The organism is Arthrobacter sp. BE255 (assembly GCF_031457335.1).
GTDB lineage: Bacteria > Actinomycetota > Actinomycetes > Actinomycetales > Micrococcaceae > Arthrobacter.
This window is the reverse complement of record NZ_JAVDWK010000010.1, coordinates 153716-174587: the sequence shown is the minus strand read 5'-3', so window position 1 is coordinate 174587 and position 20872 is coordinate 153716. Positions and strand designations below refer to the sequence as shown.

At 66.2% G+C, this 20872-nt stretch carries 18 protein-coding genes; 9 read left to right on the top strand and 9 right to left on the bottom strand.

All coding sequences use genetic code 11. The annotated features are described in order from the left end of the window. Positions 1-85: 85 nt before the first annotated feature. From J2X42_RS16980 to J2X42_RS16970, 3 genes are all read left to right on the top strand, one after another. Positions 86-1222, top strand: coding sequence for a peptidoglycan bridge formation glycyltransferase FemA/FemB family protein (locus J2X42_RS16980; RefSeq protein ID WP_310167014.1), 1137 nt, complete (start codon positions 86-88; stop codon positions 1220-1222). An 80-nt stretch (positions 1223-1302) separates the two neighbouring features. Continuing rightward, positions 1303-2673, top strand: a complete 1371-nt coding sequence (locus J2X42_RS16975) for a peptidoglycan bridge formation glycyltransferase FemA/FemB family protein (protein WP_310167013.1) — start codon at positions 1303-1305, stop codon at positions 2671-2673. Between the two features lie 27 nt (positions 2674-2700). Next, a complete protein-coding gene (locus J2X42_RS16970; RefSeq protein WP_310167011.1) occupies positions 2701-4188 on the top strand; it encodes a threonine/serine exporter family protein in 1488 nt (495 codons plus the stop codon). A 24-nt stretch (positions 4189-4212) separates the two neighbouring features. Here J2X42_RS16970 and J2X42_RS16965 read toward each other — a convergent pair whose 3' ends face one another. After that, on the bottom strand, positions 4213-5055 hold the full coding sequence (locus J2X42_RS16965) for a siderophore-interacting protein (protein WP_310167010.1): 843 nt from the start codon (positions 5053-5055) through the stop codon (positions 4213-4215). A 14-nt stretch (positions 5056-5069) separates the two neighbouring features. Further along, positions 5070-5840, bottom strand: a complete 771-nt coding sequence (locus tag J2X42_RS16960) for a uracil-DNA glycosylase (protein ID WP_310167009.1) — start codon at positions 5838-5840, stop codon at positions 5070-5072. Between the two features lie 135 nt (positions 5841-5975). Here J2X42_RS16960 and J2X42_RS16955 point away from each other — a divergent pair, with 135 nt between their 5' ends. The 5 genes from J2X42_RS16955 to groL all read left to right on the top strand — a co-directional run bounded on the left by J2X42_RS16955 (position 5976) and on the right by groL (position 10540). Continuing rightward, the gene (locus J2X42_RS16955) at positions 5976-6305 is read left to right on the top strand and encodes a DUF3263 domain-containing protein (RefSeq protein ID WP_310167008.1); all 330 of its coding nucleotides are present in this window, start codon (positions 5976-5978) and stop codon (positions 6303-6305) included. Positions 6306-6356: 51 nt separating this feature from the next. After that, positions 6357-6992 (top strand): LytR C-terminal domain-containing protein, encoded by a 636-nt coding sequence (locus J2X42_RS16950; RefSeq protein ID WP_310167007.1) that lies wholly within the window; start codon positions 6357-6359, stop codon positions 6990-6992. Positions 6993-7149: 157 nt separating this feature from the next. Further along, complete coding sequence (locus tag J2X42_RS16945; RefSeq protein WP_131134153.1) at positions 7150-7356, top strand: cold-shock protein; 207 nt, start codon at positions 7150-7152, stop codon at positions 7354-7356. After that, complete coding sequence (locus tag J2X42_RS16940) at positions 7353-8618, top strand: ABC transporter substrate-binding protein (protein WP_396134099.1); 1266 nt, start codon at positions 7353-7355, stop codon at positions 8616-8618. The genes J2X42_RS16945 and J2X42_RS16940 overlap by 4 nt, the downstream gene beginning before the upstream one ends. Positions 8619-8911: 293 nt before the next feature. Beyond that, positions 8912-10540, top strand: coding sequence for a chaperonin GroEL (groL, locus tag J2X42_RS16935; protein WP_131134151.1), 1629 nt, complete (start codon positions 8912-8914; stop codon positions 10538-10540). A gap of 123 nt (positions 10541-10663) precedes the next feature. On the opposite strand, the gene J2X42_RS16930 is transcribed toward groL, so the two are convergent. Then, positions 10664-11974, bottom strand: coding sequence for an extracellular solute-binding protein (locus tag J2X42_RS16930; protein ID WP_310167004.1), 1311 nt, complete (start codon positions 11972-11974; stop codon positions 10664-10666). A 211-nt stretch (positions 11975-12185) separates the two neighbouring features. Here J2X42_RS16930 and J2X42_RS16925 point away from each other — a divergent pair, with 211 nt between their 5' ends. Then, entirely contained in the window at positions 12186-13286 is a 1101-nt protein-coding gene (locus J2X42_RS16925) for a ribonuclease HI family protein (RefSeq protein ID WP_310167002.1), read from the top strand. Positions 13287-13368: 82 nt separating this feature from the next. Here the strand turns inward: J2X42_RS16925 and J2X42_RS16920 are convergent, their stop codons facing one another. The 6 genes from J2X42_RS16920 to J2X42_RS16895 form a co-directional block, all read right to left on the bottom strand. Continuing rightward, positions 13369-13656: a WXG100 family type VII secretion target gene (locus J2X42_RS16920; protein WP_310167000.1), complete on the bottom strand. Its 288-nt coding sequence runs from the start codon at positions 13654-13656 to the stop codon at positions 13369-13371. 107 nt (positions 13657-13763) lie between these two features. Then, on the bottom strand, positions 13764-15326 hold the full coding sequence (locus tag J2X42_RS16915; RefSeq protein WP_310166999.1) for a HAMP domain-containing sensor histidine kinase: 1563 nt from the start codon (positions 15324-15326) through the stop codon (positions 13764-13766). A 2-nt stretch (positions 15327-15328) separates the two neighbouring features. Further along, positions 15329-16042, bottom strand: coding sequence for a response regulator transcription factor (locus tag J2X42_RS16910; protein WP_131134146.1), 714 nt, complete (start codon positions 16040-16042; stop codon positions 15329-15331). Between the two features lie 76 nt (positions 16043-16118). Then, positions 16119-16619 carry a DUF427 domain-containing protein gene (locus J2X42_RS16905; protein WP_310166998.1) on the bottom strand — a complete coding sequence of 167 codons (501 nt, stop codon included), beginning with the start codon at positions 16617-16619 and terminating at the stop codon, positions 16119-16121. 53 nt (positions 16620-16672) lie between these two features. Next, positions 16673-18319: a DNA repair helicase XPB gene (locus J2X42_RS16900; protein WP_310166996.1), complete on the bottom strand. Its 1647-nt coding sequence runs from the start codon at positions 18317-18319 to the stop codon at positions 16673-16675. 13 nt (positions 18320-18332) lie between these two features. Next, a complete protein-coding gene (locus J2X42_RS16895; protein WP_310166995.1) occupies positions 18333-20870 on the bottom strand; it encodes a helicase-associated domain-containing protein in 2538 nt (845 codons plus the stop codon). Between the last annotated feature and the right edge of the window lie 2 nt (positions 20871-20872).

Below are 20872 nucleotides of genomic sequence, written 5' to 3'. Positions count from 1 at the left end.
GCGAAGCGCGGACACCGAGTCAAGGCGGGCCCGGGGGACGGCCCTGGAATGCCCGGACAGGATCAGGCTTTAGACTTGTGGCTACATGTCCGCACGCATCCACACGTACAAAACCGCGCACAAGACCAACAGACGGGACACGGCCCCCTTGCGAGAATTCACCGCCCGCTTTGCCACAGGCGAGGAAATTGAGAACTGGGACAAGCACGTCACCGCCAACCCAAACGGCGGCAACATGCTGCAGTCCGCGGCCTACGCGTCAGTGAAGAACGGCAACGGCTGGGACGTCCGCTTCCTGGTCCTGGAGTCCGGCGGGGCCGCCAGCTACAACCTGGTCCTGGAGAAGAAGTTCCCGGTCCTGGGCCGCCTCTGGTACCTCATCAAGGGACCCGACGTCGGCACCGCGGCGGACCTCAAGCCCGCGCTCGCTGCCTGCGCCGAATTCGTGAAGGCCGCCAAGCTGAACGTCTTCGCGATCAAGGTGGAGCCGGACATCGTCGACGCCCCGGAGGTCCAGCCGCAGCTCGCTGCCGCCGGGCTGGTCAACGCCCCCAACATCCAGTCCAACGACTCCACGGCCCTCCTGGACATCTCCGCGCCGGAGAACGAAGTGTTCCGGTCCATTTCCTCCCGCGCCCGCAACGCCATCCGCCGCGCAGAGCGCGAGGGCTGTGAAGTGGTCCAGCGGGAGCAGGGCCCGGAAACCTACCGCGCCCTCTACGACCTGATGGCGGACACCGTGAACGCCAAGGGGTCCATGCCGCTGCGCAGCTACGAGTACTACGCCAGGTTCTGGGACGAATTCTGCGACCGCGGGCAGGGAAGCTTCTTTTTTGTCTACGAAGATGGCAAACCCAGCGTGGGCGCCTTCGTGATCAACTACGGATCCAAAGCAACGTACAAAGACGGCGGTTCCACGCAGAACCGGAAGCAGTACGGCGACTCACACCTGGTCCAGTGGGCTGCGATCCGCAGGATGAAGGAGCTCGGCTGCACCGAGTACGACTTCTGCGGCACCCCGCCCGCCGCCCGGATCAAGGACAAATCCCACACCCTTCACGGCATGGGCATGTTCAAGACCAGCTTCAGCAAAACAGTGACGGACTTTGTGGGCTGCTACGACTTTGTCCTGGCACCCGTCCGGCACCGGCTTTGGGTTAAAGGCGCCGAACGTGTCTTCCGGCGCCTCGAAACCATGCGCACGGGCAACCAGTTCTACTAAGCCGCGCCACCCATCCACGTCCACAACAGGTCAGCGCTGCCGCCATCCCGGCAGCACATCCACAGGTGAGGAATTTTTCCGTGAATTCAATCAAGGCCGGAACCGAGCTCGAGTTCGCTGTCCTCAGCGACGCCGATTTCGAGGCCTTCTCCGTCACCCACCCGCAGAACAGCTTCATCCAGTCCGCCGACTTCGCCCGGTTCCAGCGTGCCCGCGGGCAGGCGGTGGAGCTCTTCGGCGTCCGGCGCAACGGCGAACTCGTGGCCGCCGGCAAGCTGAACTACACCACCAACCGCTGGGGCTACACGGTGTGCGAGTGCGCCAAGGGCCCGCTCATGGACTACACCGATGCCGCCCTGGTGCGTGACGTCGTCGAACTCCTCAAAGCCAGGGCAACCGGGCGCAAGGCCGCCGAGCTGCGGATTTCCCCGAACCTGCCCTTCGTCGCCCGCGACGAGGACGGCGCCGAGCACCCCGAAATCACGGACAACCGGCCGCTGGTGGCTGCACTCGCCGGCCTGGGATTCGCCCACCAGGGCTCGGACATGAACTTCGCCAACGTGAACTGGATGTTCATCAAGACCCTCGCGGGCACCAAGGACTCCGAAGAGCTCATCATGGGCACCAGCTACCGGACCCGCAAAGCCATCCGGAAGGCAGAAAAGAACGGCGTCTTCCTGGAGCAGGCCACCCTTGAGACCCTGGACGAGTTCTATGACGCGCTGAGCACAGCGGGGGATGAGAAGGGCTTCATCTACCGCGAACGCGAATACTACGAGCAGCTGCTGCGGACCACGTCGTCCGAGTTCACGAAGCTCATGATGGCCAAGATCGACATCCCGGCATACCGCAAATCCATCACCGAACGCCTTGAATCCGAGTCCGCCGCGGCCGCCGAACTCCGCCGCGAAGTGGAGGAAACCGGCAGCAAAAAGAAGGCCAACCGCCTCAAGGTGGTGCAGGACCTCGTCGACAGCTACGAGCGCAGCCTCAAGGACATCGAGCGGTTCCCGGATTCAGTTGGCGTGGCAACTGTTGCTGCCATCCACTTCGTCTGCTTCGGCGACGAGCTGGTGTGCGTGATCGGCGGCACCAAGCAGGACTACATCTACTTCAACGGCGCCACGTCCCTGTACTGGGGCATGATGCTGCACGCGCTGGACAAGGGCTATACCCGCTACAACTTCTACGGCACCTTCGGCATCGAGGGACAGGACGAGGAAGGCCACGGCGGCTATGCGTTCAAGAAGGGCTTCGGCGGGGAAGTGGTCCAGCTGCTGGGAGACTTCGTGATGCCCGTACGGCCGGTACTGTTCCAGGCCAACCGCGTGGCCCGCGCCGCGGTGTCGGCGGCCCGGACCCTGCTGGGCAGGCTGCCGCTGAAACGCCAGGCTCCGGCCGCGGACGCCGCACCTGCCGATGACCGGACACCGGCCGAAAACACCGCATAACCACGATCCCCCGGGAGGAGGACCAGCGTGACAGATCGACCCGAGGAACCCCGGAAGAGGCCGCCAACTGACGGCCTGCCCAAGACCGAGCCGCTCTCACCCTCCCAGATCCGCCAGAACGTCGCGGCCAAAAGAATGCTCCGCCGCCTGGTCCAGGGGGAGAACCCGCCGACGGCGCCGCTGAGCATCGTCGACAGGCTCGCCGGCAGCCCCTACGCCAACCCGATGATCCAGGTGGGCGGCGTGGACACCTCCGCGCGCAAAACCCTCGACTTCGCCCTGCACCTGGCCGAGACCATGTTCAGGTACGGTGCCGGTGCCCTCGAAGTGGAGACCAGCATCATCGCCGTGACCGCGGCCCTGGGGCTCAAGAACATCGAAGTGGACATCACCAACCAGTCGGTGGGAATCAACTACGCACCCAAGGACCAGACGCCCATCGCCCTGCTGCGGGTGGTGCGGTCCTGGACCAACAACTACGCCGGACTGGCCAAGGTCCACCAGCTGGTCACGGACATTGTGGCCGGGGGAGTGGGCCGTGACGAGGCCATCCGCCGCCTCGACGAGGCCATCACCAGCCCCAAGCCCTTCCCGCGCTGGATGGTGACGGTGGCCTTCGGCGTGTTTGCGGCGGCTTTCGTTGGCGTTCTTGGCGGCGGTCCCGTGTCGTCAGTCATCGCTTTTGTGGTCAACATCGGCGTGAGCCTCCTGGCACGCCGGCTGGGCCGCTGGAGGGTGCCGGACTTCTTCACCACGGCAACGTGTTCGTTTGTGGTGACGTTCATGGCACTCCTGCTCTGGCAGTTCAACCTCACCACCGCACCGGCCATTGTGGTGGTGGGAGGCATCCTGCTGCTCCTGCCCACCGGGCGCCTGGTCTCGTCTGTGCAGGATGCGATCAACGGCTTCCCGGTGACCGCCGCCGGAAGGTTCCTCTCCACTGTCCTGACGTTCGGCGCACTCGTTGCCGGCATCGCCGTCGCGTTTGTGGTGGGGTCCATGACGGGAATGCAGGAGATTGACGTCACGGAAACCTTCGCCCCCGCGTACGACCTGTGGGTGCTGGTGATTCTGACTGCCCTGGCGGTGATGGCCATCGGCGTGACCGAGCAGACCGCGTGGAAACTCCTCCTGCCCACTGCGGCCGTGGGCGTCGCCGGCTACCTGGTGTTGCTGGGTGCCGCTGCCCTGGGCATCGGCGACAGGTTCTCGCCGGCACTGTCCGCAGTGGTGATCGGACTGCTGGCCCGGGTGGTGGCCCTGAAGATGGGAGCCCCGCAGCTGGTGGTCGCCGTGCCGGCAGCCCTGATCCTGCTGCCGGGCCTGACCATCTTCCGCTCGATGTATGTGCTGACCGTCGAGGAATCGGAGATCCTCCTCGGGGCCGGGGGCATGCTCAACGCCGGTGCCATTGTGCTGGGTGCGGCCGGCGGCATCGTGCTGGGCGATACCCTCGCCAGGCCGCTGACCCGCAGCCTGGCGAGCAACGAGCGCAGGCGCGCCCGCCGCCGCTAGGACCGCCGGACTCCATCTGAGCCGCTAGATCTGCCCGATGGGCAGTTTCTTTTCGGCCTGGAAATCGTCCTCGACCCGGCCCGCGGCCCAGTAACCGGACAGTGACACCTGCTTGCGCTCGAGGCCGCGCTGGACAAAAAACACGTCGCGCAGGCCCTTCATGTAGCCCCGCTCGCCGTGGGCAAAAACATCGACTTTGCCGGCGGCCGGCCAGTTGGCGTTGGCGACGGCCGACACCAGCAGGTCGCCGGCGCCGGCAGGAGCGCCGTTGCGGCGGAGCCACGTGAGCTCCACGCCGGCCGGGGCCGTGACGGGCTGGATGTCGGCGTCGCTGTCCACCTCCAGGAACGCCACTCCCTTGGCGTCAGCGGGCAGGGACTCCAATGAAGCCGCGATGGCGGGAAGCGCGGCTTCGTCACCGGCAAAGAGGTACCAGTCGGCATCCGGCGCCGGGTTGTAGGCGCCGCCGGGACCGGTGAAAGTCAGCGAATCGCCGGGCTGGGCAGAGGCCGCCCACGGGCCGGCCAGCCCCTCGTCGCCGTGGATCACAAAATCGATGGCCAGTTCCTGTGCCGCCGGGTCCACCCAGCGGACGGTGTAGGTGCGTGTGAAGGGCCACTGCTCGCGGGGCATGGTTTCCCGGATCTTCCAGAGGTCCAGCGGCTGTTCGTAGTCGACGCCCGGCTGGGGAAACGCGATCTTCACGTAGCGGTCAACAAAGTCGTTGTTGACGTAATCGGCGAAGCCGTCGCCGCCGGCGACGATCCTGACCATGTGCGGCGACAGCTCTTCGCGGCGGATCACGGTGAGGTTGATCTGGGGGCGGGTCTTTTTGGTGGCGCTGGTGGCGGCGGGAACTGTGCTCATAAGGCAAGCCTAAGCTAAGGGACCGGCGGGAGTTCCCAGGTTACGCCCGGGCTTCCCTGCTGCTCCAGCAATGCGTTCGCCTGGCTGAAAGGCCGGGAACCGAAAAAACCGCGCGACGCCGACAACGGGCTGGGGTGCGCGCTGGAGACTATCGCGGCGCCGGACAAAAGGGGCCGGACCGCCTCCGCGTCCTTGCCCCACAGCACTGCCACCAGCGGCGACCTGCTGCCGTCCGCGCGCTGCCGTCCGGCCACCGCGGTGACTGCCGCCGTCGTGATTTTCTCCCAGCCCTTCCCGCGGTGGGAGCCCGCGGCGCCGGCCCGTACGCTCATCACGCGGTTAAGGAGCAGCACGCCCTGTTCCGTCCAGGCGGTCAAGTCGCCGTGAACGCGTGCGGGAACCCCCAGGTCGGCCTCAAGTTCCTTGTAGATGTTGGCCAGGCTGCGCGGAATGGGGCGCGTCCCGGGGGCCACGGCGAAGGACAGGCCAACGGCGTGCCCCGGCGTCGGGTACGGGTCCTGCCCGACGATCAGTACTTTGACGTCCGCCAGCGGCTGCCGGAAGGCGCGGAGGACGTTCGACGGTGACGGCAGCACCTGGTGCCCGGCCGCGACGTCGTCGGCCAGGCAACGCAGGACAGCACGCAGATCCTCTTCCACCCCCGCCATGGCGGCAGCCCAGTCGTCGGCCATCAGGTCGTCGAGCGGCAGCATTGCCAGCTCGGCAAACCCGACGGCCTCGGCCGCTTCCGGCTCCAGCTCGAAGAGGGGCTCTGATTCAAACACGCCCCCATTGTCTCAGCCTGCCCCCCGGTCCGCGGAGGACGTAACGCGGCGTAAATGACAAGGCTGTTATTCGTCCGTAGCATGGGGGTGGGACTTTTTACCCTTATCCAGCGAAATCCAGCGAAGGAGTGTGCCGTGGCGGAACCAGCTCGGGAACACCTGCCGGAGCCCGAAGAACGTGGCTTGCTGCTGGCTGACTTTTCGCTCCGTGACTCGCCGTTGGGCGAGCGGGAGCAGCAGATGCTCGCCCTGGAGCGCCAGTGGTGGAAGTACGCCGGGGCCAAGGAGCAGGCCATCAGGGAGCTGTTCGACCTCTCGGCGACGCACTACTACCAGCTTCTCAACGCGCTGATCGACACCGAGGATGCGCTGGCCCACGATCCGATGCTCGTCAAGAGATTGCGTAGACTACGTACGTCGCGACAGCGGGCACGTACTGCACGCCGCCTGGGTTCGGACGCGTAACCACGCCCGTGCTGAGCCATCAGCAGCAATCAACAAGGATGTCTCGCCACTATGACCAGATACGCTCGGGATGAATTCGACAAGGTTCCGGAGACCGCCTCCCGCCAGGGCGTCCACCGGGCAGCTTCCGCGCCGTCGAGGCCGCGCCTGTGGCCGCTGCTTGCAGTTGGCATCGTAGCCCTGGCCATCGGCGTCGTCTCCTTCCTGTTCCTCCCGCAGCTGGGCTTCACCCAGGCAGGCAGCCAGGCCGCCACGAGCCTGGAGACTCCGGCTGCGCAGGAGGCAGGCACGGACCCCTCCGCCAGCGCAGAACCGTCCGCGAGCACCGAGCCTTCCGCCAGCACCGTGCCCTCTGCCAGTACCGAACCTCAGCCGAGTGCCACGCCCTCGGCTACTCCCTCCACCGCTGTCCTGAACAAGTCCCAGGGCCTCGCGGTCTTCAACGGGGCAGGTACAGCCGGCCTGGCGGGCCGGGTCAGCTCAATCGTCCAGGCGGACGGCTGGACCCTGGGACAGGTAGGCAACTGGGGCGGCACACCGCAGCAGACTTCCGTGATCTTCTATGCCGGTGCGGCCCAGCAGGCCAATGCCGAGGCACTCTCCAAACTCCTGAACATTCCCACTATCGTCAACAGCACCGAGTTCCAGGTGCCGCTCGTAGTGGTGCTGGGGCCAGGCTTCAAGTAGGCATCCGGGTTACACCTGAATAACTATTGACGGCCCGTCCGGCCCCGCCCCTCGGCCCGTCCGGCGGCCATTGGCTAGAGTGATTTCAGGCTTCGGTTCGTAATAAGCGGCACACAGTGGCGTGGGCCTTACGGACGCTACTGAAAGAGTGGGCATCATGGCACTGGGAACCGTGAAATGGTTTAACGCTGAAAAGGGCTACGGCTTTATTACCGTGGACGGCTCCGGTGACGACGTCTTTGTCCACTGGTCCGCGATCCAGGGCGAGGGCTACCGTGCACTCGACGAGGGCCAGCGCGTGGAGCTGGAAATCGGCGAAGGCGAGAAGGGCCCGCAGGCCGAAAGCGTCCGGCCGGCCGAGTGAAGTCCTTGAGTTTCCGCTCGTCCCTTCTCCGCCTGCCCGCAACGTCGGCCCTCCTGCTTGCGCTGGCCGGGTGTGGCGCCGCGGCGGGAAATGCCCGGCTGGATTCGGTGGAAGCCTCGGGCGACGGAACACTGCGCGTTGGCCTGATCCTGGACAGCACCGGAGCCCAGGACTTCCTCAACGACTCACAGCTTGCCGCGGCCAAACTTGCCGTGCAGGAAATCAACAGCACCGGCGGCCACAAGGGCAAGCCGGTCGAACTGCTGCCCCAGCCGGCAGGCGACTCCGACGCGCAGGCCAGGGAGCTGGCCGCCGCCAAGGCCGACGTCGTGATCGGACCCACCGATTCCAGCCACGCTGCCGCCGTCATAGACGTTCTGTCTGCCGCACGGATTCCGCTCATCTCGCCGGCCAACTCTGCGGCAGGGCTGAGCAAGTACAAAAGCGGCGGCTACTACTTCCGCACCGCAGCAGCCGACGTCGCCCAGGCTTCGGTGCTCGTGAAACTCGCCAAAGACGGCGGCGCGAAGACTCTGGCGATTGTCCACCAGGACAGCACCTACGGCAAGGAGGTCTCCGCCGCAGTGGCCAGTGCAGCCAAGGGGGCCGGCCTGGAGACCTCCAGCACGTCAGCGTTCAAGCCGGGTGAGGCGCGGCAGGCCGCCGCTGCGGCCCGGACGGCTGCCCCTGATGCGGTGGTGCTCATCGCGCGGGACGATGCACAGGGGGCCATCGCCGAACTGAACAATGCGGGCCTGTCCGGGAGCAAGATCATCCTCAGCGACGGAGCGTTCGGCCAGTATGGTTCGGGGCTGGGATCCAAGGCGCTCGACGGCGCCCGGGCGGTGGTGCCGGGCGTGTTCCCCTCCGTGGATTTCCAGGCCCGGCTCCTTGCAGTCGATCCGTCGCTGAAGGACCTCTCCTACGCTGCTGAGGCCTATGACGCCGTGACGCTGGCTGTCCTGGCGGCCGCGGCGGCAGACGACGACTCGGGCCGCTCCATCGCCGCACACCTGATTGCCGTCTCCGGCGGCACTGCTCCGGGGACGGAAACGAAGCAGGCTGCCGCCTGCCCGTCCTACAAGGATTGCGTGTCAGCGCTCAGGACCGGAGCCGGCGCCAATTACGACGGGCAATCCGGTCCGATCGGATTCGACGCCAACGGGGACATCACTTCCGCGAACTTCGTGGTGTTCACTTACGGCGCGGACAACAGGGCCAAGCTCAGCGGGCGTGAAGCGGCGGGGCGGGCCGCCGGCTGATCGCCCGGAGCGAAACGAGGGCCCGCAGACACTGGTTTCGGGGACTATTCGCTTGCACTCTCACCTATGGAGTGCTAATTATTGACTTAGCACTCTTACGCACCGACTGCTAAAGCGACGCCCGGCCCAGGCCGGTTCCGGAGCCCAGGCGCCGGTCGAGGAGCGAAAGAAACACCTTGCTGGAGTGAGATCCGGATCCTGCGGCGTACAGAGGCCGCCGGCGAAGGATCGTCCGTCGCGGGCACTGCAGTGGGTTCATTCTTAACGTCTGTCCCGAAAGGACTACTGCCGTTATGGCCAAGATCATTGCATTTGATGAAGAGGCACGCCGCGGCCTTGAGCGGGGCCTGAACATCCTCGCCGACGCCGTTAAGGTCACCCTCGGCCCGCGTGGACGCAACGTCGTCCTCGAAAAGAAGTGGGGCGCCCCCACGATCACCAACGATGGTGTTTCCATCGCCAAGGAGATCGAGCTGGACGATCCTTACGAGAAGATCGGCGCCGAGCTGGTCAAGGAAGTTGCCAAGAAGACCGATGACGTCGCCGGCGACGGAACCACCACGGCCACCGTCCTGGCCCAGGCACTGGTCAAGGAAGGCCTGCGCAACGTTGCGGCCGGCGCTGACCCGCTGTCCCTCAAGCGCGGCATCGAGAAGGCTGTAGAAGCCGTCACGGTGGAGCTGCTTGCTTCGGCCAAGGAAATCGAAACCAAGGAAGAGATCGCCGCCACGGCTTCCATCTCTGCCGGCGACGACGAAATCGGCGCCCTCATTGCCGAGGCCCTGGACAAGGTTGGCAAGGAAGGTGTTATCACCGTCGAGGAGTCCAACACCTTCGGCCTGGAGCTGGAACTCACCGAAGGCATGCGCTTCGACAAGGGTTACATCTCCGCGTACTTCGTCACCGACGCCGATCGCCAGGAAACGGTCCTCGAGGACCCGTACATCCTGATCGTCAACTCCAAGATCTCCAACGTCAAGGAACTGGTTGCTGTCCTGGAAAAGGTCATGCAGTCCAACAAGCCGCTGCTGATCATTGCTGAGGACATTGAGGGCGAGGCCCTGGCCACCCTGATCGTCAACAAGATCCGTGGCACCTTCAAGTCCGTTGCCGTCAAGGCTCCGGGCTTCGGCGACCGCCGCAAGGCACAGCTGGCCGACATCGCCGTTCTGACCGGCGGCCAGGTCATTGCCGAGGAAGTCGGCCTCAAGCTTGAGACCGCTGGCCTGGAGCTCCTGGGACGCGCCCGCAAGGTTGTTGTCACCAAGGACGAAACCACCATTGTTGAAGGTGCCGGCGACGCCGACCAGATCGCTGGCCGCGTTTCCCAGATCCGCGCCGAGATCGAGAACTCCGATTCCGACTACGACCGCGAGAAGCTGCAGGAACGCCTGGCCAAGCTGGCCGGCGGCGTTGCAGTCATCAAGGCCGGAGCCGCAACCGAGGTTGAGCTCAAGGAACGCAAGCACCGCATTGAGGACGCTGTCCGCAACGCGAAGGCTGCCGTTGAAGAAGGCATCGTCGCCGGTGGTGGCGTTGCACTGATCCAGGCCGGCGCCAAGGCGTTCGCGAACCTGAACCTGACCGGTGACGAAGCAACGGGTGCGAACATCGTCCGCGTTGCCATCGACGCCCCGCTGAAGCAGATCGCCTTCAACGCCGGCCTCGAGCCGGGCGTTGTCGTCGACAAGGTCCGCGGCCTGCCCGCCGGCCACGGCCTGAACGCAGCAACCGGCGAATACGTCGACCTGCTGGCTGCCGGCATCAACGACCCCGTCAAGGTGACCCGCTCTGCACTGCAGAACGCGGCCTCCATCGCCGGTCTGTTCCTCACCACCGAGGCCGTAGTGGCCGACAAGCCGGAGAAGAACGCTCCGGCCATGGGTGGCGGCGACGACATGGGCGGCATGGGCGGCTTCTAGTCCCCAGCGCCCGGACTGCGTTCCGCGCAAACCATAATGCGGCCCCCTCCACTGGAGGGGGCCGCATTATTTATTGTTGGTGACGGGTGCTTTGTTGCCAGGGTGGCAGGCTTCCGGGCTCCGCTATTTGCGGGCCGTTGCCAGCATTCCTTCGACTTCCTTCTTGAATGCCTCGGCGGCTGCCTTCGGAGACATCCGGTCATACAGGACTTCGTCGGTGAAGCGCTTGATGACGTTCTGGACGCTGCCTGCGCCGACGGGCGGGACGGGAGGCGCGTCGGCGACATCCGGCGCGATGTCCTTCAGGAAGGCCACCACGGTGGTGTCCGCGGGCTTGAGACTGGGCGTGATCTTCTCCACGATCTCAGAGTTGCTCGGCACCCCGCGGTCTGTCATGAGGATGGCGCCTGCCGCCGGGCTGTTGGCCAGGTAGTTGATGAATGTTGCAGCCGCTTCCGGGTGCTTGGACCGTGAGGACGCTGACCAGAACATCGTGGGCTTGTAGTACATGCCGTTGTCAGCAGACTTGCCGTCGACACTGGGGGCGCGGAGCATCTTGATGCCGCTCCCCGTGGTGGTTTCCAGCGAACCCAGCTGGTTGGTCCACCACCAGGCCATGCCGACCCGGTTGGTGCCGAACAGGCTCTCCTCAAGGCCGGCGCCGGAGTCCTCGGTGGCTACCGTGGCCGGCGGGCTGGCCTTGGAGTCACGCTGCTCCTTGAGGCGTTCCCAGAACGAGGCTGCCGTAGAGGTGTCGAAATCCAGTTTCCCGTCCTGGGAGTACAGGTTCTCGCCATGCTGCCGCAGCCAGATGATGAGGTCTGCCTCGTTGCTGCCATAGGCGGCACCATAGTTCTTCCCGTCACCGGCAGCGCTGAGCTTCGCTGCCGTGTCCATGAAGTCATCCCAGGTCCATTTGGTGTCGTCGGGGACAGGCACGTTGGCTGCCTCGAAGACCTTCGTGTTGGCCATGATGACGTACGCGTTCTTGCCGGTGCTCAGGCCGTACTGTGCGTTGTCGTATTGCCCGGACGCCAGGGATTCCTTGTCAAGCTTTGAGGTGTCGATGCCGCTTTGCTTGGACAGGTCCAGCAGTGCCCCGCGGCCGCCGTATTCGGCGATGTACTTCTGGTCCATCTGGATGACGTCAGGCGCGTCATTGGCCGCCGTCTTGGTGGCGAGCTTGTCCCAGTAGCTGGCCCATTCGCCGGGCTCGGATTCGATCTTGATGTTGGGATGTTCGGCCTCGAACGCGTCGATGACTTTTTCCGTCTGCGCGTTGAGGTACTCGTTGCCCCACCAGGCAAACCGCAGCGTAACCTGGTCGTTCTCACTGGAACCCCCGGATGCACCGCAGCCTGTGGCAAGCAGTGAAACAGCGACGGCGACTGCGCCGAACTGGAACTTCCTGCGGCTGATGGTCCGAATCTTCATTGATGTGCCTTCCTCAAAAGGGCGGAGGTCCACCCCGTCTGTGTTCCCGCAACGGCCTCGGTGCCGGTGGGACAGCTCAATCGAGAAAGCGCTTTCTCGGTTAGGATTCCGATTCTGCCGCGCTTCGACTTCGACGTCAAGAGTATTCGGTAAGCGGTTTCCCGGAGGCTGTGCGAAACGTGCTGTCGGCGCTGTCTGGCAGGATGGTTCCGTGACGATTACTGCAGCAGCCGACGGTTCGGCTTTAGGAAATCCAGGCCCGGCCGGCTGGGCCTGGTACGTGAATGACGACTGCTGGCGGGCTGGCGGGTGGCCGCACGGGACGAACAACCAGGGCGAGCTGATGGCTGTCCTGGACCTGTTCCGCGCCACCGCCCACGTTCCCGACGAAGACCTGCGGGTCTTGTGCGACAGCCAGTATGTGATCAACTCCATCACCAAATGGATGCCCGGGTGGAAGCGCAAGGGATGGCGGAAGGCGGACGGCAAGCCCGTCCTGAACGTCGAGCTGCTCAAGGAACTGGACCGTGAAATCGCGGGCCGGAAATACACGTTCGAATGGGTCAAAGGGCATGCAGGCCACGACCTCAATGAGGCCGCCGATGACCGGGCCAGGGCCGCCGCCACGGCATACCAGCAGGGCGTAGCGGCACGTTCGGGGCCGGGTTTCGCCGGAGCCCCGGGCCACCCGGAAGCGGCTGCCAATGCCACTGCGCCTGTGCGCGCCGCAGCCAATGCCTCCGGTTCCGCCAACAGCCCGGCCAACGCCTCCGGCGCCGCCAAAGCTGCTATAGGAGGCTCCGGTCCCGGAGCCTTCGGTGCGGCGGCGGACGGCGTCGGACCCGATCTCTTCAGCGAACAGGCCCTGTTTAATGACCAGGACCTGCTGAATGAGCCGGATCGGTTCAGCGAGCCGGATCTGTTCAGCGAGCTGGAGGGGGACCCGCTGGGCACCTCCGGTGCGGCCGGAAAATCGCCGGAAGAACTCGTGGAGGGCCTCGAACGGGAGCTGCTTGGCCCCGAGGTACGTGGCGACATCGGCCGAACCGGCGTGCTGCTGCATCCCGACTTTATGGAGATCGGAAGCTCGGGGCGGGTCTGGACCCGCGATGCCATGATGATGGCGCTGGAGGAGGACCCCGGTGAACGGACGGAACTGGAAATTCTGGGCGCGGACCGCATCGGCACCGGCGCGGTCCTGCTGACATACCGGAGCTACGCACGCTCGGGCACGATCCTCCGCAGCTCGCTGTGGGTCCTCGATAACGGCAGGTGGCGGCTTCGCTTCCACCAGGGCACCCCCGAAGCCTGACAGCTGCCAACCAGCCAGCCGCAATCGGCACGGGGGAGCGACTCTGGTCAATACCGGTGTCCGCCACTGCCTCGCGTCACCGTCAGCTGAAACGCTGGGTGTTGCCCTGCTCGGCCTGCGCGTACGTCGCCGCGGCCGAAGCCAGGGCGAGGTTGATTGAGGCCAGCGAGGCTTCGACCTTGCCCTGGGTCAGGGTCCATTCGGTCACCAGCGCCTGGAAGTTGGTGGCCGCCGAACCCCGCCAGGTGGACTGCAGCTCGTCCAGGCCGCGCTTCATGGTCTGGACGTCGGCGCTGATCCGGTCCACGGTCGCCTTGACGTTGGCGGATTTGAGCTGGAGGAGTTCGGTGTCGACGGAAATGATGCTCATGGCTGCTGCCTCTCACGGTGGTGGACAGCCAGGCTGTCCGGTCCGGCGGCTCCGGACCTCTGCAAGGAGCCTATGGAGCGGGGCACCGGGAGGGCCACGGAAAGTTCCTATATGTGGATAACGCGGCCGTCGTTGGCGCTTCCGCCGTCTCCCTGGTCCCGAGGCCCGTCGTCCCAAACTTCGTGGTCCGGCACTTCGCGGATCTCCGCTTCACCGGGAGGGGCATCAGGGTTCCGCCCATCGCCTTCCTCCTCCCGGACCGGAAGGCTGACCACCAGGGTGGCCCCGCCGCCATCGGTTGCCTGGACCCTGACGCTGCCGCCGTGTGAGCCCACGATGGCCGCCACGATGGCCAGTCCGAGGCCGCTGCCGCCCGTTTCGCGGGTCCGTGACGTATCCGCCCGGTAGAAGCGCTCAAAGACCTTTGCGGCGTCGTCCTCGGAAATCCCGGGGCCATGGTCCCGGACTTCGATCACAGAGGCCGGAAGGCCGCCGTCGGACCTCCGGACGCCCACCGCCAGTTCGATCGGGCTGCCCTCCGGGGTGTAGCGCAGGGCGTTGCCCACCAGATTGCCCAGGACCTGGCGGAGCTTTGCCTCGTCGCCGAGGACGGGCGCCGGAGCCGCGCTGCCGCCGTCGAGACCTGTCAGGGTGATGCTGCGGGTACGGTCGCTGGCCTGCGTATCCACCACGGCATCGTGGGCGATCAGCTGAAGGTCAACGGGCTTCTGCTGGAGGGGCCGCTGTTCGTCGAGGCGGGCCAGGAGCAGGAGGTCCTCCACCATGGAGCCCATCCGCTTGGCTTCGCTTTCGATCCGGCCCATCGCCGTGGCCACGTCCTCGTCGGTGGCCAGCGCGCCGTGGCGGTAGAGCTCGGAGAAGCCCCTGATGGTCACGAGCGGGGTGCGGAGTTCGTGCGAGGCGTCGGCAGCAAACCTGCGCATCCTTCCCTCGGATGCCGTCCTGGCGGCAAAGGCTGTCTCGATGTGCGCCAGCATGGCGTTGAGGGAACTGGCAAGCCGCCCCACTTCCGTACCGGAATTCTCCACTTCGACGCGCCGGGACAGGTCGCCGGCGGCGATCGCGGCAGCGGTCTTCTCCACGCGGGCGAGCGGACGGAAGGAGCGGGACACGGTCCAGCTGGCAATCAGGGAGGCGAGCAGGAGGGTCAGCAGTCCCACGCCTGTGACCACCAGTGTGGCGTGCTTGAGGACGTCGTCCACGCTTTGCAAGGGCAGGCCGATGACAACCACCGCGCTGCGTCCGTTGTCCAGGACGGGCACGGCCACCACCCGCCAGTTCTGGCCGTCGGTGCCGCGGACCTGGTAGGGACGGGTGCCCAGATCCTGTGCTTCATCCGAGGTGATGTTGCTGATGTCCGGGCGGTTGATGGCATCACCGCCGAACGGGTAGGGATCCTCGCCCGGGGTGTAGAGAATCAGTGAGTAGTCGGTGGGCACCGGATTGGGGGCCTGCAGCTGCGTGAAGGACCGCTGTTTGTGGGCCAGTTCGACGGCGGCATTGAGTTTGTCGTCCACCTGGCCCTGGAGGTAACTATGGAGCAGCGTCAGCGTGCCCGCGCCGGTCACCGTCAGCGCAACGATCAGCAGCGCCATGATGATGGCGACGAGCTGGGACCTCAGTGAGGCCGATTTCCACCGCTCCAGCAAGGTCAGCGCTTCTCTGCTGTCCGGAGCACGTAGCCCACGCCGCGCTTGGTCTGGATCAGGGCCGGGGCGTCCGGATCAATGTCCACCTTGCGGCGGAGGTAGGAGATGTAGGACTCCACAATGGAGGCGTCGCCGTTGAAGTCGTACTCCCAGACATGGTCCAGGATCTGTGACTTGGAGAGCACCCGGTTGGGGTTGAGCATCAGGTACCGGAGGAGCTTGAACTCCGTGGGGGAGAGCTCGATGACGGTCCCGCCGCGGCGGACTTCGTGGGCGTCGTCGTCGAGCTCCAGGTCATCGACCCGGATGACGGCATCGTCGTCATCGAGCAGTGGCTGGGTGCGGCGCAGGACGGCACGGATCCGGGCCACGACCTCGTCCAGGCTGAAGGGCTTGGTGACGTAGTCGTCCCCGCCCACGGTGAGGCCGGTGACTTTGTCCTCGGTGTCGTCCTTGGCGGTCAGGAAGAGCACCGGGAAGTGTTTGCCGGACGCGCGGAGGCGGCGGGTGACCGTGAAGCCGTCCATGTCCGGCAGCATCACGTCCAGCACGGCAAGGTCCGGCGAGTGGAGCTCGGCAGCCGCCAGGGCATCACGCCCGTTGCCTGCCGAGACGACCTCGAAGCCTGCGAACCGCAGGGAGGTGGACAGCAGTTCGCGGATGTTGGGTTCGTCATCAACAACAAGGAGCTTCGCCTCTGGGCCGTTCTTTTTCATACTCCCATGATGCTCCCAGAGTCTGGGAGTTTTCTGGATGGATGGTGGGTGTTCCATGCGGGGCCCGGACGAAGCATCACCAACCCAGCGTGCCTGGCTCGCCCTTGAACGGCCCCGTCACGCGGCCGGTGATCCATCCGCCATAAAAGCCGCCGGCCTGCGGAAGCACCCGCTCGCCGTCGACCTCGCAGTAGTCCATCCGGCCGGCATAGACAGCCACCCGGTCCAGCAACTGTTCATAGCCCCGGACCGGTTTCGGGTAGAACCAGGCGGCATTCTCGGCAACCTTTGGCCCGCCACGCACCGTCAGGTATTCGGCGACGCCCTTGAATTCGCAGAAACTGCTGCCGGCCGCCGGCGCAAATGTTCCGGGGCTGAAGGCCGACCGCGGCAGGTAGTAGACGGGCGGATGGCTCGTCTCCAGCACCCGCACGGCGTCCTCCGTGTCGAGGATGATTTCACCGCCCAGGACGATCAGCACACGTTCTGTGGTGGGTTCGACGCGCGGTGGACGCGGATAGTCCCCCACGGATTCCTGGCCTGGCAGGGGAACGGCGGGGCGGAGTTTGGGGCGCATTCCAACAGTGTGCGCTCCGGCGCGGCCGTGCGCGAGCTGACCTGCTGTAATGCCTAGCCGGGCTGTCCTACATCCTTCGCGTCCATGATCCGGTAGGCGTAGCCCTGCTCGGCCAGGAAGCGCTGGCGTTTGGCCGCGAAATCCTGGTCCAGGGTGTCCCGTGCCACCAGGGAGTAGAAGCGGGCGGCCCGCCCGTCGTTCTTGGGACGGAGCAGCCGGCCCAGCCGCTGGGCTTCCTCCTGGCGGGACCCGAACGAGCCGGAAACCTGGATGGCCACGGACGCTTCGGGCAGGTCGATGGAAAAATTGGCCACCTTTGACACCACCAGCGTGTGCACGTCGCCGGCCCGGAAGGCATCGAACAGCTTCTGCCGTTCCTTGACGGACGTCTCGCCCTTGATCACCGGAGCGTTCAGGCGCTCGCCGATTTCATCCAGCTGGTCGATGTACTGCCCGATCACCAGCAATTGCTCGCCCTGGTGCCGGGCCACGAGCTGCTCCACGATCCGGGTCTTGGTCTCCGACGTGGAACACAGCCGGTACTTGTCCGCGTCCTCGGCCATCGCGTAGGCCACACGCTCGTCCCGGGGAAGGTCCACGCGGACCTCCACGCAGTCCGCCGGCGCGATGTAGCCCTGCGCTTCGATGTCTTTCCAGGGCGCGTCGTACCGTTTGGGGCCGATCAGGCTGAAGACTTCCCCTTCGCGGCCGTCCTCGCGGACGAGGGTGGCGGTGAGGCCCAGCCGGCGGCGCGCCTGCAGGTCAGCGGTCATGCGGAAGATCGGGGCGGGCAGCAGGTGGACTTCGTCGTAGATGATCAGGCCCCAGTCGTTACCGTCGACGAGTTCCAGATGGGGGTAGAGGCCGCCGCGTTTGGTGGTGAGGACCTGGTAGGTGGCGATGGTGACGGGCCGGACTTCCTTGACTGCACCGGAGTACTCGCCGATTTCGTCCTCGGTCAGGGAGGTGCGCTTGAGCAGCTCGTCCTTCCACTGCCGGGCCGCCACAGTGTTGGTCACCAGGATCAGCGTTGTTGTCGAACTGACGGCCATCGCCGCCGCGCCCACGAGCGTCTTACCCGCGCCGCACGGCAGCACCACAACACCGCTGCCGCCGGCCCAGAAGTTCTCCGTGGCCAGCTGCTGGTAGGGCCGGAGCTTCCAGCCGTCCTCGTTCAGCGCGATCAGGTGCGGAGTTCCGTCCACGTACCCTGCGAGGTCCTCCGCCGGCCAGCCGATCTTCAGCAGCAGCTGCTTGAGCTGGCCCCGCTGGGAGGAATGCACCACAATCGTTTCGCCGTCGATCCGGGGCCCCAGCAGGGGCTGGATTTTCTTGGCCCGGATGACCTCTTCCAGCACCGGATAGTCGTCGGTCCGCATGACAAGCCCATGCTGCGGATCCTTCTCCAGGCGCAGCCGCCCGTACCGCGACATGGTCTCTTCGACGTCGATCAGGAGGGAATGCGGCACCGGGAAGCGCGAATACTTCAGCAGCGTGTCCAGCACCTTCTCCGCATCCAGACCCGCGGCGCGGGCGTTCCACAGGCCCAGCGGCGTCAGCCGGTAGCTGTGCATGTGCTCCGGGGCGCGTTCCAGCTCGGCGAAGGGGGCAATGGCGTGGCGGGCCTCGGTGGCCAGCTCATGGTCCACCTCCAGCAGTATGGTCTTGTCGCTCTGGACAATCAGCGGTCCGTCGTTCACGCGGTGGTGTCCTTCACTGGCGCAGTTCCTCTGCGGCCTCAATATCAATGATCCGGTGGATGGAGACCACCCGTTCGGTCTCCCGCGCAGGATCGAAGACCCTGACCCGTCCGCCACTGACCGACAGGGGAACAACGGTCTCCCGGTTGGCGTTCCCGCCGCCGTCCACCACGTTCATGCACACGGTCTGCTTGAGCCGGATGGCCCGCTGCAGGGTCTCCAGGCCGAGCTGGGTCGCTGTTTCGCCGGACCCGGACAAAGACACGGACGACGGCGGGGTCCCCACTCCCGGTGCCCCGACCGCCCCATGGCCGTCCGGGCCGCCGGAGTGGGATGTTCGAAGGTGGCGCAGCACGGCCAGCTGGGAATCCATGTCTGCTTCGGCGGGCGCGGTCCGCGGCGCGGTGTAGACCGGCCGCGCGCTGGCCGGGGCCGGCATGGTCCGGCGCAGCCGGATCAGGGATGGCTCGGATTCCTCCACCGACGGGGACAGTCCGAGGCCGCGCAGGACCTGTGCCGTTTCGCGCGGCGGCGCCGTGGAAATCAGGACCGTCGGGGCGATCCTCACCAGGCCAAGCCCGGATGCCTTCGATTCCGCGGCAAGCTCCAGCACGGCCGTTTCATCGTCGCTCTGGACGAAGCTTGCCGCCGTGCCGACCCGCAGCCGGCCGTGGCGTGAGGCCGTGTCCTCCACCAGGTATTCGAGGGGCTGCGGCACGGCGGTGGCGGAGTGCTCCCGAAGGAAGGCCAGCAGGCTTGAAGCATCCTGTCCGGCCTCCAGCGCCCGCCGGACCGAGGCGGTGGAAAACCGGTAGATCGTGGCCGGGCCCTGCCCCTCGGCGTCGGCCATCAGCAGCAGTTTTTCACTGAGTTCGGGACTCAGGTAGCCCGGCGCGACGGCTGTGAGATCGGCCTGGAGCAGCACGTGGTTCAGCGCCGCAGGAAGGTGCTCGCCCAGGATCCCCAGCGCTTCGTCGGGGTTGTCCTCGGCGATCGCGCTGCCCAGCTGGCTGAGCGCCCCTGAACCGGTCAGGCCCAGCATGTCGGCCTCCGCCAGGACGCCCCGGATCAGCGAACTGAACCGGCGCGCCATCCGGGGCTGTTCCCACTCGGCCCGCTGCAGCACGGCGGCAGCGTCCAGGACGGGGGCATGGGCCTCCGGCGCCGCGGCCTCTTTCGTCAGGTGGTTCAGGATTTCGAGGATCCGCTTCCTGACAACAGGCGCGTCCGGCCGCTGGGCCTCTGCCGAGAGCGCATTGATGGTGGTTCCGGCCGCACCGCGATGAACGGCCGGCGTGTTTTGCTGGCCATTGACCGGCTGGCCCACCATCGACGGAACACGTTCACTGGCCAGCCAGGCGTTAACAAGCCACAGCCACTGCTCCTGCCGCGGCAGGACCAGCCATTCCAGCTCCGGTGGCTGGACCCAGGCCGAGGAATCGACGTCAAGCCGGATCAGGCCGGACAGCGCGCACAACTCCACCATGAGGCCCGTGCGGTGCTGGTCAAGCCGGAGCCCTTCCGCCAGCCGCCGCATTTCCCGGACCCCCACACCGCCTGTACGCAGTGTTGCCAGCGGCTGCTCCCTGACCGCGTAAAGGAGCTCGCCCACCAGCCGAAGCGTTTCCGCGATGGCCCCCAGCGCGGCATTGCGGCGGAGCGCGGCAGTGGTGTGGCCAAGTTCGGGAACCGGCGGCGACAGCGTGAAGTCCTCAATAATCGCGCCGCCCCGCAGGGAAACACCCACACTGTGGGGCAGCTCCACGTGGGCTGCGTCCAGGGGCACCAGCAGGCCGCGCGCCAGCAGCCAGTCAACAGGCCCGACGTCGGCGGCTTCGGTGGCCACGGAGGCTTTCCGTTGTGCCTGGGGGACGGCACCCATGGCCCAGTTCCCGAATCGGGCGAGCAACGCCGTCGTACGTTCCGGAGCGCCGGCAAGGATGCCCTGCAGCGCCTCCGGCGAGGACGTCCAGTGCTGCAGCGCAAGCGCCGCCTCCATGGGCGTGGTGGCCTCCTGGACGGCCACCCCGCTGCGGTGCAGCTCGGCGACCAGCTGGACCACGCGCTGCGCGAACGCGGGCTGCAGGCGGACCAGCTCCGTGTAGCTCCGTCCCAGCCCTGCCGGGTAGATGCCCACAACATCCCGAAGTGTTCCCACCGGGAGGTAGAAGTGCTGGCGGTGGCCCGTGGGGGCGGTGCCGTGCGGAGGTTCCGCCCGGTGCACGAGCGCGAGCTCCTGCAGGGAGGCCAGGATCCGCTCAATGGCCGCCACCGACGCGCCCGGGATGAATTTCCGCAGGCCGGCCGCGCAGGCACTGTGTGCGGTGTCGGTGTTGGTGCAGAGATGCAGCGTTTCCAGGACCTGCATCTGTGGTTTGTTCAGGCGCTCCAGCGCACGCTGCACGCTGACCCTGGCGCTGGCACGCGCGGCCAGCGCGGAAAAGTCCGGAACTGCGGGCGAAATGAGGTCCGGCCGCGCGGCGAACAGCGCACGCAACGACTCGTCGCTGCGTGCCTCCAGCTCTTTGCTCAGCGCGCGGATAAGGGACATCA